14 protein-coding genes and 2 pseudogenes are annotated in these 13,132 nt (G+C 68.3%); 11 read left to right on the forward strand and 5 right to left on the reverse strand.

Annotation, left to right across the window (positions count from 1 at the left end; translation table 11 throughout):
- Positions 1–148 precede the first annotated feature (148 nt).
- The 3 genes and pseudogenes from EBN03_RS31205 to EBN03_RS35360 form a co-directional block, all read left to right on the forward strand.
- Positions 149–553 (forward strand): DUF5994 family protein, encoded by a 405-nt coding sequence (locus EBN03_RS31205; protein WP_122191761.1) that lies wholly within the window; start codon positions 149–151, stop codon positions 551–553.
- Between the two features lie 594 nt (positions 554–1,147).
- On the forward strand, positions 1,148–1,633 hold the full coding sequence (locus EBN03_RS33910) for an anti-sigma factor (RefSeq protein ID WP_147471774.1): 486 nt from the start codon (positions 1,148–1,150) through the stop codon (positions 1,631–1,633).
- A gap of 550 nt (positions 1,634–2,183) precedes the next feature.
- Positions 2,184–2,453: pseudogene (locus tag EBN03_RS35360) on the forward strand (LpxL/LpxP family acyltransferase); the annotation flags it as partial.
- An 81-nt stretch (positions 2,454–2,534) separates the two neighbouring features.
- On the opposite strand, the pseudogene EBN03_RS35940 reads toward EBN03_RS35360, so the two are convergent.
- Positions 2,535–2,735, reverse strand: a pseudogene (locus EBN03_RS35940) (DUF5994 family protein); the annotation flags it as partial.
- Positions 2,736–2,849: 114 nt separating this feature from the next.
- Between EBN03_RS35940 and EBN03_RS33915 the strand changes: the two are divergent.
- Positions 2,850–3,041 (forward strand): hypothetical protein, encoded by a 192-nt coding sequence (locus EBN03_RS33915; protein WP_199743051.1) that lies wholly within the window; start codon positions 2,850–2,852, stop codon positions 3,039–3,041.
- Positions 3,042–3,183: 142 nt separating this feature from the next.
- On the opposite strand, the gene EBN03_RS31220 is transcribed toward EBN03_RS33915, so the two are convergent.
- From EBN03_RS31220 to EBN03_RS31235, 4 genes are all read right to left on the reverse strand, one after another.
- Entirely contained in the window at positions 3,184–3,363 is a 180-nt protein-coding gene (locus EBN03_RS31220) for a hypothetical protein (RefSeq protein ID WP_122191763.1), read from the reverse strand.
- Between the two features lie 47 nt (positions 3,364–3,410).
- Positions 3,411–3,872: a hypothetical protein gene (locus tag EBN03_RS33920; RefSeq protein ID WP_147471776.1), complete on the reverse strand. Its 462-nt coding sequence runs from the start codon at positions 3,870–3,872 to the stop codon at positions 3,411–3,413.
- Between the two features lie 325 nt (positions 3,873–4,197).
- The gene (locus EBN03_RS31230) at positions 4,198–4,953 is read right to left on the reverse strand and encodes a hypothetical protein (protein ID WP_122191765.1); all 756 of its coding nucleotides are present in this window, start codon (positions 4,951–4,953) and stop codon (positions 4,198–4,200) included.
- A gap of 25 nt (positions 4,954–4,978) precedes the next feature.
- Entirely contained in the window at positions 4,979–5,701 is a 723-nt protein-coding gene (locus tag EBN03_RS31235) for a hypothetical protein (RefSeq protein WP_147471777.1), read from the reverse strand.
- Positions 5,702–6,113: 412 nt separating this feature from the next.
- Here EBN03_RS31235 and EBN03_RS31240 point away from each other — a divergent pair, with 412 nt between their 5' ends.
- From EBN03_RS31240 to EBN03_RS31270, 7 genes are all read left to right on the forward strand, one after another.
- Positions 6,114–6,722: a TetR/AcrR family transcriptional regulator gene (locus EBN03_RS31240; RefSeq protein WP_122191767.1), complete on the forward strand. Its 609-nt coding sequence runs from the start codon at positions 6,114–6,116 to the stop codon at positions 6,720–6,722.
- 750 nt (positions 6,723–7,472) lie between these two features.
- Positions 7,473–7,790 carry a YidH family protein gene (locus EBN03_RS31245; protein WP_122191796.1) on the forward strand — a complete coding sequence of 106 codons (318 nt, stop codon included), beginning with the start codon at positions 7,473–7,475 and terminating at the stop codon, positions 7,788–7,790.
- Positions 7,791–7,792: 2 nt separating this feature from the next.
- On the forward strand, positions 7,793–8,104 hold the full coding sequence (locus EBN03_RS31250) for a DUF202 domain-containing protein (RefSeq protein WP_233608761.1): 312 nt from the start codon (positions 7,793–7,795) through the stop codon (positions 8,102–8,104).
- A 29-nt stretch (positions 8,105–8,133) separates the two neighbouring features.
- On the forward strand, positions 8,134–9,147 hold the full coding sequence (locus EBN03_RS31255) for a formylglycine-generating enzyme family protein (RefSeq protein ID WP_122191769.1): 1,014 nt from the start codon (positions 8,134–8,136) through the stop codon (positions 9,145–9,147).
- 67 nt (positions 9,148–9,214) lie between these two features.
- Positions 9,215–10,660 (forward strand): sulfatase-like hydrolase/transferase, encoded by a 1,446-nt coding sequence (locus EBN03_RS31260; RefSeq protein WP_122191770.1) that lies wholly within the window; start codon positions 9,215–9,217, stop codon positions 10,658–10,660.
- Between the two features lie 88 nt (positions 10,661–10,748).
- The gene (locus EBN03_RS31265; protein WP_122191771.1) at positions 10,749–12,410 is read left to right on the forward strand and encodes an FAD-binding dehydrogenase; all 1,662 of its coding nucleotides are present in this window, start codon (positions 10,749–10,751) and stop codon (positions 12,408–12,410) included.
- A 30-nt stretch (positions 12,411–12,440) separates the two neighbouring features.
- Positions 12,441–13,115, forward strand: a complete 675-nt coding sequence (locus tag EBN03_RS31270) for a DUF3159 domain-containing protein (RefSeq protein WP_122191772.1) — start codon at positions 12,441–12,443, stop codon at positions 13,113–13,115.
- Positions 13,116–13,132 lie beyond the last annotated feature (17 nt).

Genomic DNA, 13,132 nt, shown 5'->3' on the forward strand with positions numbered 1-13,132 from the left:
CGACCAGCCAAGGTCGCGTCGTTTCCGATTCGAATTCCGGCCCCGGCGGGGGCTGCGACAGGAGCCTCTCATGGCGCCACGATCGACGAGTTTGCCCCCCGCACCACCTCGTCGCCTACCGCCTCATACACCACGATTGCGATTGCGAGTGCGTCCGCGCGGCGATGGCACCGGATATGTCGACGGCATCTGGTGGCCGCGCACGCAGCACCTCGCCGCCGAACTCCCCGGACTGATCACCGTCCTCCGGCCGCGTCTGGGACCGGTATGGCGGGTCGTCTACGACCCCACCGGATGGTCAGCCTCCGCTCGGCGCCTCCAGCTCGGCAGTCGTCGGATCCGCTTGGACCCCTATCCTTTCGTGCTGTTCAACACGATGTACGTCTGCAGTGCGCACGGCATCGTCGTCGTGCTACAGGTCATTCCCTCCACCACCGACGGTAATGTGGCTGATGCGGCGCTGGCAGCCGACAACGCCTACCAGGACATCGACCAGACCAGCGCTCAACTGGCGACATGGGGTCCCGACAGCAAGCACTTCATCCAAAGATAAGGCGTGTCACCGCGCGAACCCAGACCGGTGACGGCTGCGTCGCGAACGGCCGGCCCAGTGGTCGTTCGTCGGCTGACGCTCAATCGCCGCTGTCGCAGCATATTTCGCGAGAACGCCGGTGGCTGCGGCGGTGCGCCCGCATCGGGTCGACGGGCCGTTCCGGTTCGATACCGCGACGCAACTGGCTGCCGCGGCCGATGCGGCCGTAATCGCGACGACATCCAGTGCGGCCAAGGCGGACAGGTTACGGAAGCTGGGCGTCCACCGCTGGCGTCCGGTGATCGACCGCATGTTCATCCTGCGGTCAGCTCCCGCAGGCGCTGACCTACGTCGAATCCGGTGGCGGTATCGGCAAGGCCATCCTCAGCCACAACTGACCGCCAGCACCAAAACGGAGGTCACCGGTGATTGCCGGTTCTGTCCGAACTATCGCGATCCGGAGTTTCATCCCTACCATTCAGGGTAAGCCGACACCAGAAGCGCAATTTCGCGGCATTGCCGCTCATGCTCGCCGAGGGTATTTGCCCGAATCCTGCGGGAGTCTCACACCCAGATGAGGCTCACCGATTCGACCTTTGGGGTGAGACTTCTGCCATGATTTCCCGACGCCACGGCGTAGCCGCAGTGCGGGGTTGGGGCGCGGAAACAACCGCACCGCCATATCCCCCGGCAACCTGGCACGCCCGCACGATCGGCGTGCGAATCGCGGCCCGCTCTCAGGACCTGCCGACACTGCGATGCCTTACCGAAACAGTCTGCTACATAGCCGATTTCAGAGTCGACGAAGTGTGCGACCTGGCGATCGCCGTGGATGAGGTCGCAGCCGCACTGATCAGCCAGGCCGTGGAAAGCGCCGTGCTGGCCTGCGATTTCGATTACGACTCGGCGCGCATGCACGTCACGGTCACGACAGATGTCACTGCCCCTGACGCGGTGGACGAGCATAGCTTCGGCTGGTATGCGGTGTCCGCGATCACCGACTTCTTGTCGGCAACAGTCGACCCGTACGACCCCCTCGTCGGCGGGTATCGCGTTGCCGTCGAGTTCAGCCGATCCCGAGGTGAGATCGATGACGACTGATCGAGATCGAAGCGCCGCGGCACCGACGGCTACGGATCGGAAACGTGCGTAGCCTCGCGCCCAGCGGCCCGATTCGGGAGGAGTTGTGCGCGCACCGCGAGCACTGCTGGTCCCCGCCGACTGCGATCGCCGAGCAGGCAGCCCGCACGTCGACAGGAATCGCTGCTCCTCGAGGCACTTCGCATGCTCGATGCAACCTGCCTGCTCGCCGCCAGCCTATTCGGCGAGTCGGACAACCGTATGTGCCGCAAATCTCGCGATACCGGCCCGCTCGGGCCCATAGCCGAACCACCCGCCATATGCTCAGCTGCGCAACGGCTTTCGGAGTTTCCGAACAGAATTGCCCACGCTGCTCAGAGCTACCGGCCTATCGCTCGTCGAGGGACGGACAACCGGAAATGGCGCTTTCGCCTGCGCAACCTCGACGGACAGACGCTCGCTGCGGGATCCCGACGCCCACGCCGACAACTGAACCGTCTACTTTCGGTGCCGCGATCGAGGAACCTACCATCGGACAGCGGCGGGGCGGCCGCAGGCGGTTCATTATCGAGTGCCGGTCACCCTCTTCGGCGATTGGGCCTGCATGCCGGCCGGTCCGGCCCAGCTGCCGATCGACACCGGTGCACCACTGCTGCCGGTGCACCGCTGGCTCACCCCAGACGGCTGGGGCTTCCACGTCAGCGCGCCGATCGGCACCACCGATGGCGTGCAGGCCACGACCCAAGCCTTGGCCGACCGGTTCGCCATCGGCATCGCCGCGCACCCGGCCGACTGGCACATGCTGCAACCGGTGTGGAACGCCGACCATCGTGCCCGCGAGCAGGCGCGAAGTAGTCCGCACCACCGATCCGGCCGCGATCGAGCAACCTCGTCGCCGAGCTCCCGTCGTGTTCCGCAACTGGAACCGGTAGGGCGCGAGGCTGATCGAACGAACTCCCACCGTCATCTGCCGCGGCGGCGGAGACCAGCTGTCAGGGTCGTAGACGATCCGATCGACCGGCCCGATCCGTACGGTCGACACAGTCGACAAATCTGGGAGCTCAGTAGCCAGATCGGTGGATATGGGCCACCACACGCCATGTCGAAGTAGCGTCGATACCACCGGCGACGATCTTGGGTGTCGGCGTCGAGGACGTCGGGACGGATCGCGCGTCGGCCTCGGGTGGAGGCATCAGGCATCCAGTTGAGGACTACCCGCAAGGAGTCTTGATACGTGATGACCTCGATCCGAAACACCCGTCTTGTCGATGACCAGAGCGCTTTCGCGAACATGCGGGCGGCCGAGAAGGCGTTCCGTGTCCAGCAGGATGTTCTGGCAGCGAAAATAGTTGCGGGACATTCGCGAAACACCGCCGACTGCGCGCAACTGCTGGCCATGCTCGGCCTCGATCTCTCCGAATTGAGCTGACACCTAGCCAGAACCCGGCCACAGCGCGGCATCGTCGCCACCGGGACCCGGACGAGGTCGACCCGCAGTTCCGGACGCCGTCGATGCCGGGATACTCATGCGCGAAAAGGACCACATAGAGCTGATGCGGTAGACGGTTGCGCTACGGCAGTCCCAACCGTCTACCGGGGACTGCGTCGAACTCGACCGTTTCGTACACGAGCACGAAGAAGAGTTGCGCCGCCGCGACCACCACACCCGCTGACTCGTCACACGCGCCACTGCCGGAGATCGAACCCGCGAAGCGGTGGCCTGCCCCGCTGCGCGCCATCTGGGCGGTCATTTCCGCCCGTTCGGCTTCGCCCGTCGTCGTCGAAGCGCGGCGCTTGGTCAGCCGCTGGCCGATCCCGTTGCGCCACCGGTCAATCCGGCGGCGGCGACATCGGCCGTGCCGGCAGTCGTCGCGGTACCCGTGCCCGAGTAGTCGGCGGTGATCGGCTGGCAGCCGCGCTGCGCGGCTACGGGTACGCGGTCCCACCGAATTCGGCGAACTTCTCGTTCATACCCTGCGATACCGAACACATGGCGCGCCTCGCCGCCATACTGAGCCGTTCCGGCATCTCGGTCAAATCCTTCGATGGCGCGGAGATTCGCACCACCGTCGCCGACCGATCGGCGTCCGACGCAGTAATGCAGCTTCTCGCCAGATAGAAGATCGGCATAGACGGACCACAGGTACCGAACCGCCCGACACCATGGAACGATGACAACTGAATCTAATCCGTGGGGTAAACGCGGGGTCGGTGAAATAAAACAGGTCAGGCCCGGATTGAATCCGGGCCTGAACTGCATAAATGAGTGGGCCTAACGTGCCACAACGCGAACACCTTGACGGCGGTCGGGCCGCAGATCCAGGTCCAACCGGTCGGCACCCGCGCCGCGAGCAGTGTTCACTGACAAGAGGTCATCGTAGGCATGTACCAGGTATCCGCCTGCGGCACTCGGGGCTGCTGACGGAGGTGTCGCACCTGCGACCTCCCTGAGACGGTCGGCGCGAACGCCGGATAAGCGGCATGCTCCGGTTTCGATAGCGGCGCAATCAACAAGCCCACACGAAGGCATCCGCCGACGACCCCACAGCACATCGGGCAGGTGGGGTGGTCGGCGTATCGCGGGTTCAGTGGTGTGCGGAGCCTGCGGACGATCCGGATTTGAGGCCGGCGGCCGATCCGCTGGGCAGGCGGAGGTGGGCGTCAGGGATGCCGGTGCCGTCCGGGTCGTTGAGGTCGCCGCCTGTGTCGGGGCTCCGGCCGGGGTCGACGTTGCGGATGGTGAGATATTTCCACAGTCCGCCGACCGCGCCCGTGCCGCCACCGGCGATAGTGCCGGTGATACCGCCGCCGCTGGCGAACGCGGCGACCGCGGCCGGCACGGTGGCCAGGCATCCTGGGCCGACGACGAGACAGGAGGCCAGGCCGACGGCGCCGCCGACGAGAGCTCCCGCGACAGTGCCGATGACCAGCCCGGCGAGGGTGTTGCGGGTCAAGCCGCTGGCCAGGTCGTCGAGGGCGCGTTGTTCTTCCAGCGGGGAGGCGATCTCGGTGGCGGTTGCCGGGCGCAGGCTCGTCAGGTCCGGAGTGAGGGTCACGGTGCGGGCGTCATCGGAGAGGCTGTAGCCGAGGTCGCCGCGCTGGTCGTCGAGCAGGAACCCCAGCGGCAAGGCAGCCAGCCGGGCGCCGGAGAGGTCGCTGATCTGCAGGGTCCGGTCAGGGCCCGCGGCGATGGTGGCGCGGTCGACGGTGAGGACGACCGCACCGCCGGTGAGGGTGGCGTGGTAGGCCGGGTCCGCTGGTTGAGCGTCGGCGGTGGTGGCGGCGGCCAGCACGAGCGAGGCGGCGGCGGCGCCGGCGAGGCCGAGAGAGCCGATTTTCACGAGGTCTCCTGAAAGAGGGTGCTGTCTAGCGGGATTCGTCGGCGGCGGAGGTCTGCTGCCGACGGTTGTTGTAGTAGTCGCCGTACTGGGAGGTGCCCGGCGGGGCCTGCAGAGTCTGCATGTACTGATAGAGGGAATAGGCGGCGATCGGGCCGCCCCCGACGGCGAGTCCGGCGATACCACCGATGCCGCCGACCAAGGCGACGACCGGCAGGACCGCGACGACGCAGCCCAGCGACAGCACCAGGCACGATGCCCCGGCGACGGCGAAGCCGACCCCGATACCGGCGGTGGCACCGATGACGGTGCCGACAAGGCTGCCTAGGGAGGTGCCGATGCTGACACTGTTGATCAGGTCGTTCATCGCGAGCTGGTTCTCCACCGGCGAGGCGATCGATTCCAGCGTGGTCGCCTCGACTCCGCTGGTGTCCGGAGTCAGGCGCAGCGTGCGGCCGTCGGCGGAGATCTCGTGGCGGATCGCATGCGCGACGTCGGCGAGGGTGTAGGACAAGGGGATCGCGTCGAGTGGCTGCGCTGCGGCGTCGCGCACCGTCACGGCGCGGCCGTCACCGGAATCGGTGAAACTGCCCTGATCCAGGGTCGCGACGATGTCCGTGCCGTCCACGCTCGCGTGGTAGTGCACCGGAACGGGTGCGGGCGCGGTGTCGGCGTGGACGACGGTGGCGGTGGCGACTTCGATGCTCGCGGCCGCCATCAGCGCGGTCAGGACGTGTCGGCTGTTTCTCATCGGTTTCCTCATTCACGGTGTGGGCGGGCGCGGCGGTCGCTCACCGGGAAGCGTCTGGGCCGCAAGGTCAGAGGATGCGTCCCTTGCGCCGTCGAGCGCAGCGCGCATCCTCCTGCCCGGCTGAATGCCCTGAGTCACAACCATGCGAGAGAGTGACGTGTATCTCAGGTGCGGGTCCGAAGCTAACACGTTTCACTACACTGTGTCTACTAGTAGATTCACTGTTGATTAACGCGGATGTCACCTGAACCCTTGGGCACCCCCCAATGTCGGTGTGCGTCAATGCGCTCCGCTCACGCCGGTCGTGGTCCGCCGGTCTGATGGCTACTATTGGACACATCGTCTGTATTCATCCTTCGTGTCCATTTTCGATAGGATGTCGACCATCGTTGAGTAGCCGGAAGGGGCCCTGGTGGTATCCGAAGATCGCCGCAGCCGCCGCAGCCGCCGCCTGTTGCGGGAGGCGTTCGTGTCATTGACCCTCGAACGCGGCTACGCGTCGGTGACCGTGGAGGACATCACCGAACGCGCTGATCTGAGCCGGGCCACCTTCTACGGCCACTACACCGACAAGGACGCCCTCCTGGACGCGGTCGTCACCGAACTGATCGAGGAGATGCAGCGGCGATTGCAGCCCCTTGTCGCGAACTCCGTGAAGGGGTTCACCGGCAAACCGGTCTTGGAGTTGTTCCGGCACGCTGCCGAGGAACGCGACGCCTACCGGGTCGTGCTCCGCGGCGAAGGCGACGGACGCGCGCTGCGCCGCTTCGTCGAGGACCGCGCCGCCGCCACCGCGACCGTGTTCGCCGACCGCGCCGCCGCCGCGGGCGTCGAGCTGCGGATCCCCGCGGACATGCTCGCCCGCGCCTGGGTCGGAGAAATGGTGCAGGTGATGGCCTGGTGGCTCGAGCAGGGCATGCCCCAGTCGGCCGAGCAGATCACCGACGAGCTGCTCAACCTGTCCTTGCGCGGCCGCTACTGGGCCTCGGGCTTCGGAGACATCCCGCCCGCACGCCCCTGACCGGCCCACCGGTCGCCGATCGGCCACCGGGTCCGACCGGTTCCCGGGCCCCGCCCTCGCCGCCATTTCACAGCAGGCGGGGTTTGTTGCCTGGGCGGATCCCATCGGCGACCGGGGGCCCAGGCCCGGACAACGTGGCCGCCGAATTGCCAGTGCACGGCTGCGCTGATCACCTGCACCCGTTTCCCCGCGCCAGCCCGCGGCAGTGTCCGGCAGGAGCCGGCTCCGGCTCCGGACCTCCTTCATCGCACGCTTCGCTGGCCGCCGGGGCCAAAGCCCTCGGCGTCGATCCCGAACCGCGCAGGCCTCCGCCGCGCCGTTCGCGCCGGCTTCAGCCCGGGCGGCCGCCGATAGCTGTTGCGTCACTTCATGGTCGGGAGTGAGACCTGCGACCGAATTCGGGCGGTTCGACCAGCACCGAGGACATCGCCGGACCGCTGTTGGCGTTGCCGCTGTCACCGTCAGGCCTCGAGCCTCGATTCTCCAAGCCCTTGTCCACGGCCTCTGGATGATGTTTCGCCTTCACACGCGAGTTAGCCGTTGCAGCTTCCCGACCACACCTGCCATTCCTGTGAACTTCCACAGGTTTCTGGACATCATGTCTGTTTCTAGTCATGATGTTTAACAGGGGGTTGAGTGTTGGATCGCGACAGATCAAGGACGAACGACGTGTGCAGCCCCACCAGCGAACAGGCCACCGAGGTCTCCGGCCCCCACCCGGCCGAAAGTGGCCAGAGGGATGCCGGGCCGATCGACTACCGGTTCAGCCTGGCCAACGAGCGCACTTTCCTGGCGTGGATCCGTACGGCGCTCGGATTGCTGGCCGGTGCGGTGGCGGTGCAGACCCTGGCCGAGCAGTTCTCGACCTCGGGCTTCCGGCGCGCCGTCGCCGCGGTGTGTGCCGGTTTGGCAGTCGCGATCGCGGCGTACGCGCACCGGCAGTGGAAAAGCGTCGAGTCCGCCATGACCCGTGGCGAGCATCTACCGGGATCGGCGCTCGTGCCGGTGCTCGCGATCGGAGTCGGCGCGGTCGCGCTGGCAGCGGACGTCGCAGTGCTGGCGTCGTGAGCGTGGCAGTGCCATGGCCGGCGGATACAGGTCTAGCGGTCGAACGGACCGCATTGGCCTGGCGGCGCACCGCGCTGTCGTCGGTGCTCGCCGCGTCGGTGCTCACCCACGCCGCGATCAACGCCACAACGGTCGCGTTCGCTGTGACAGCCGCGGCGGCAGTCGCCGCGCTCGCCGTCACCGCAGCCTGCTGCTACCGCCGAAACCTCACACTGCGGGCACGGCGCCCACACCGGATCAGCCCGGTGATCGCGACCGTCGCGGCCGCGGCGACTCTCGCCGCAGCCACCGCGACCCTCGGCCTCGGCCTGTGAACAGCAACTCTCTGGAAGGAGAACCCGCCATGCACCCACCCACACCCGGCCACGAGCCGAACCGCGAGCCGACCGGCGGATGCTGTTGCGCCCCGGCACGTCCGGGCTCCAGCCCGACCGGCGAGAATCCCGCGCCATCACGCCCCAGCACCGCCCTCGGCGCTCCCGAGCCGCTCACCGCGCTGCCGGCCGCCACTGCGGCCTCGGCACTGGTCCGGCTCCCGGGCGGCCAGTTCTGGATGGGCAGCGAGGACCCCTACTGTTATGCGGCCGATGGAGAGGGACCGGTGCGGCCGGTCCGGGTTTCGGAGTTCGCCATCGCCGCGCACACGGTCACCAACGCCGAGTTCGCCCGCTTCGTCAGTGCGACCGGGTATCTCAGCGACGCCGAACGTTTCGGCTGGTCATACGTGTTCGCCGGATTCCTGCCGGCGACGCTGCGCCGCAACGCCCGCCGCCCCGACCACACCCCATGGTGGTGCGCGGTACCCGGGGCCAGCTGGAACGCACCGGAAGGCCCCGGCAGCAACGCCGACGACCGCGCCGACCACCCCGTCGTGCACGTGTCCTGGCACGACGCGCAGGCCTTCTGTGCGTGGGCGGGAGCGCGACTGCCCAGCGAGGCCGAATGGGAGTACGCCGCACGCGGCGGCCTCGAGCACGCCCGCTACCCGTGGGGCGACGAACCAGAGGACGAAGGCCGCTACCGCGCCAACATCTTCCGCGGCCGATTCCCCGCCCACAACACCGCCGCCGACGGCTACCCCGGCACCGCGCCGGTGAAGGCGTTCGCACCCAACGCCTTCGGCCTGTACCAGATGGTCGGCAACGTGTGGGAATGGTGCGCTGACAACTGGTCCAGCGAGCACACCGACGGCCCGGCTGTCGATCCGCGCGGGCCCGCCCACGGTGAGACCCGTGTGCTGCGCGGCGGGTCGTATCTGTGCCACGACAGCTACTGCAACCGCTACCGCGTCGCGGCCCGCATCCACAACTCACCCGATTCCTCCAGCGGCAACACCGGATTCCGCGTCGCCGCCTGAGCACCCATCCACCTCCGGGCCTTGCGTCACCCGTTACGGCCCGGCCGCACCGAAAGGGGACATCACCATGTCCGAACAACCGATGAACGTACTGGTCGTCATGTCCGACCAGCACAATCCGAAAATCCTCGGCGCCGCAGGCAATCCGATCATCTCGACCCCGAACATGGACGCGCTGGCCGCGCGCGGCACCCGTTTCTCCAACGCGTATTGCCCGAGCCCGATCTGCGTGCCGTCACGGGCGTCCTTCGCGACCGGGCTCTATCCGCATCAGACCGGGTACTGGGACAACGCGATGGGCTACGACGGCGCCGTCGAGGGCTGGGGCCATCAGCTTCAGCGTGCGGGCCGCCGGGTCGAGTCGATCGGGAAGCTGCACTACCGCAACGCTTCCGACCCGACCGGGTTCGATGTCCAGCATCTGCCGATGCACCTCGCGGGCGGGATCGGGCAGGTGTGGGGGTCGGTGCGCGACCCGCTGCCGCGCCGCGACAACGCCCCGCTCATGGTGTCGATCTCCGGTGGCGCGGAATCGGACTACACCCGTTACGACGGCGCGGTCACCGACCGCACCTGCGAGTGGCTGACGCACGACGCCGGCGCGGAGCCGTGGGTGCTCTACACCGGGCTGTTGGCCCCGCACTTCCCCTACCTCGCGCCACCGGAATACTTCGAAATGTACGACCCCGCGCAGATGCCGGTCCCGACGATGCGGCCCGAGCACGGCCACACCCGCCACCCGTGGGTCGAGACATTCGCCGGAGTCCTACCGGGCCTGGACCACTCGAACACAGAGGAGGAGCGCCGCCGCGCCGCGGCCGCCTACTACGGGCTGGTGTCCTACCTCGACCACAATCTCGGCCGTATCCTGGCCGCCCTCGAAGAGTCCGGCCAGGCCGACAACACCCTGGTCGTGTACACCAGCGACCACGGCGACATGGTCGGCAGCCGAGGCCTGTGGGGCAAATCGCTGATGTACACCGAATCCTCCGGTGTCCCACTGATCATGGCCGGGCCCGGCGTGCCGACCGGGCAGGTATGCGACACCCCGGCCAGCCTCGTCGACCTGTATCCCACGATCCTCGACGCCGCCGACGTCGTCCCGTCCGGTCCCGCCCGGCCGGGCCGGTCACTGCGCGAACTCGCGACCGGCCCCACCGATCCGCAGCGAGTGGTGTTCAGCGAGTACCACGCCATGGGCGCGCCGAGCGCGGCGTTCCTCATCCGCAAGGGCGACTACGCGCTGCACCACTACGTCGGCTACGGCCCCGAGCTCTACAACGTGGCGGGCGACCCGGACCAGACCCGCGACCTGGCCGCCGATCCCGACCATGCAGGGATGGTCGCCGAGCTGACCTCGGAACTCACCCGGATTCTCGACCCGGAGACCAGCGAGGGTGTCGACAAGCAAGCCAAGGCCGATCAGGCGGCTCTGGTGGACCGCTTCGGCGGGCCCGAAGCGGCCGCAGCCTTGGGCACCCCCGGCGAGACCCCGCCCCCGGCCGTTGGCTAACGCCCCACGCGCAGCCCTCGGCGCACCTCCGCACGGCACGTCGAGCGCGCCGAGGCCTGCGTTCCCCCTTATCAGAGAGGATTTCACATTGTCGACTGCACAGGTCGCCGACGTCATCATCGTCGGCACCGGATTGGCCGGCCTGGCCGCGGCCGCGGAGTTGGCCGACGCCGGCCGCCGGGTCCTGTTCGTCGAACAGGAGAACGCCGAAAATGTCGGCGGGCAAGCATATTGGTCGTTCGGCGGCCTGTTCTTCGTCGACAGCCCCGAACAACGCCGCGCCGGAATCCGTGACTCGCACGAACTGGCATGGCGCGACTGGCAGGCCACCGCCGGGTTCGACCGCGACCGCGACGATCACTGGCCCCGCCAATGGGCCGAGGCATATGTGGACTTCGCGGCCGGGGAGAAACGCGCCTGGCTCGGTCGCATGGGCTTGAAAGTTTTCCCGGCGGTGGGTTGGGCCGAGCGTGGTGGGGCGGGCGCGGACGCGCCCGGTAACTCGGTGCCGCGGTTCCACATCACCTGGGGCACCGGGCCCGCATTGGTTGAACTGTTCACTCGGCGCCTAGCCCCGGCCGTGGCGGCCGGGCGGGTGCGATTCGCGCACCGCCACCGCGTCGACGAACTGATCGTCGAGGCCGGCGCGGTGGCCGGGGTGCGCGGGTCGGTCCTGGAACCCAGTGATGCCGCGCGCGGCGTCGCATCATCGCGAACTACAGTGGGAGACTTCGAGTTCCGCGCCCAAGCGGTGGTGGTCGCCTCCGGCGGCATCGGCGGCGATCCGGCCTTGGTTCGCCGGTTCTGGCCGGCGCGGCTGGGGACTCCGCCCCGGCACATGCTGACCGGGGTGCCCGCCCATGTCGACGGCCGCATGCTCGCCGTCAGTGAGACCGCGGGCGCGAATCTGGTGAACCGCGACCGCATGTGGCACTACACCGAGGGCATCACCAACTACGACCCGATCTGGCCCAACCACGGCATCCGCATCCTGCCCGGGCCTTCCTCGCTGTGGCTCGATGCCACCGGTACCCGGCTGCCCGCCCCGCTGTTCCCCGGTTACGACACCCTCGCCACCACCGAGCACATTCTGTCCACCGGCCACGATCACACCTGGTTCATCGCGACCCAGAAGATCATCGAGAAGGAATTCGGGCTCTCCGGGCAGGAACAGAACCCCGACCTCACCGGCCGCGACCTGCGCAAACTACTGCAACGCGCCAAAGGTGGGGCGCCCGGTCCGGTCGACGCGTTCACCCGGCGCGGGGTCGACTTCATCGTCCGCGACACCCTGCCCGAGCTCGTGGCGGCGATGAACGCGCTGACCGGGGAGAATCTGCTCGACTACGAGCGCGTCCACGCGCAGGTCGCGGCTCGCGACGCGCAGCTGGCCAACCCGTACGGCAAGGACCCGCAACTCGCCGCGATCACGGTGGCGCGCAAGTACCTGCCCGACCGGATCATTCGCGTCGCCGCGCCGCACCGGCTGCTCGATCCCGCCGCCGGCCCGCTGATCGCGGTGCGGCTGCACCTGCTGACCCGAAAGACGCTCGGCGGCATCGAAACCGACCTCGGCGCACGTGTCATCGCTCCCGACGGAGGAGTGCTGCCCGGCCTGTACGCGGTCGGAGAGGTCGCCGGATTCGGCGGCGGCGGTATGCACGGCTACCGCGCCCTGGAGGGCAGCTTCCTCGGCGGTTGCCTGTTCTCCGGCCGCACCGCCGGCCGCGCCCTGCACGCCACCCTCTGACTTCCCGACGTATCGAAGGCGTTGACTCGCATGACAATTCCCCCCGAACCCAGCACCCCGGCCCCACCCGGCCCTGGCACCACGTCCGCCGCGGTGCCGGGAATGCGGGCGTTGTGGTCGAAGGTCCGTGAGATGGGCGGTGCCCGCCACCTCGTCGACGGCGCCGCACCCGTCCTGGGCTACGTGGCCGGCTTCTCGATGGCCGGCATCGTGGCCGGGATCACCGCCGCCGTCGGGACAGCTCTGATCGTGGGGGTGGTGCGGCTGCGGCACGGCGACCGCCCCAAGGTCGTGGCCGTCTCCACCGCGATCGTGCTGGTGTTCTCGGCCTTGGCCGCCACCACCGGCCAAGGCCGCGACTTCTTCCTACCGCCGCTGATCCTCTACGCCGCACTCACGGTCGCGTTCGCGCTCAGCCTCGCCGCCACCCCGCTCACGCTGCCGATCTGCCGCAAGCTCCGGATCGAACCCATCGAGACGTCCGATCCGGCCGCGCGGGCGCGGTTGCACCGGCGCCTGACCGCCGCCTGGGCGGTGTTCTGTGCCGCGCACGTGCTGATCATGACCCCGGTGTACCTGGCCGACAACGTGGTACTGCTGGGGACCCTCGCGCTGATCCTCAACAAACCCGCCCTGCTCACCGCCTCCGCCGGCACCTGGGTCTGGGTCCGTGGCAGCGGCCGCCGCAGCTCGGCTCACACCTGAACCACCCGCCCGGCCCT

Origin of the sequence: Nocardia stercoris (genome assembly GCF_003696265.1) — a bacterium.
GTDB classification, from domain to species: Bacteria; Actinomycetota; Actinomycetes; order Mycobacteriales; family Mycobacteriaceae; genus Nocardia; species Nocardia stercoris.

What these genes read in the sequence shown, in the direction of transcription:
- EBN03_RS33910 (WP_147471774.1), top strand. Translation starts at nt 1,148, where the DNA reads ATGATTTCCCGACGCCACGGCGTAGCCGCAGTGCGGGGTTGGGGCGCG.
- EBN03_RS33915 (WP_199743051.1), top strand. Translation starts at nt 2,850, where the DNA reads ATGACCTCGATCCGAAACACCCGTCTTGTCGATGACCAGAGCGCTTTC.
- EBN03_RS31220 (WP_122191763.1), bottom strand. Translation starts at nt 3,363, where the DNA reads ATGACCGCCCAGATGGCGCGCAGCGGGGCAGGCCACCGCTTCGCGGGT.
- EBN03_RS33920 (WP_147471776.1), bottom strand. Translation starts at nt 3,872, where the DNA reads ATGCAGTTCAGGCCCGGATTCAATCCGGGCCTGACCTGTTTTATTTCA.
- EBN03_RS31235 (WP_147471777.1), bottom strand. Translation starts at nt 5,701, where the DNA reads ATGAGAAACAGCCGACACGTCCTGACCGCGCTGATGGCGGCCGCGAGC.
- EBN03_RS31255 (WP_122191769.1), top strand. Translation starts at nt 8,134, where the DNA reads ATGCACCCACCCACACCCGGCCACGAGCCGAACCGCGAGCCGACCGGC.
- EBN03_RS31260 (WP_122191770.1), top strand. Translation starts at nt 9,215, where the DNA reads ATGTCCGAACAACCGATGAACGTACTGGTCGTCATGTCCGACCAGCAC.
- EBN03_RS31270 (WP_122191772.1), top strand. Translation starts at nt 12,441, where the DNA reads ATGACAATTCCCCCCGAACCCAGCACCCCGGCCCCACCCGGCCCTGGC.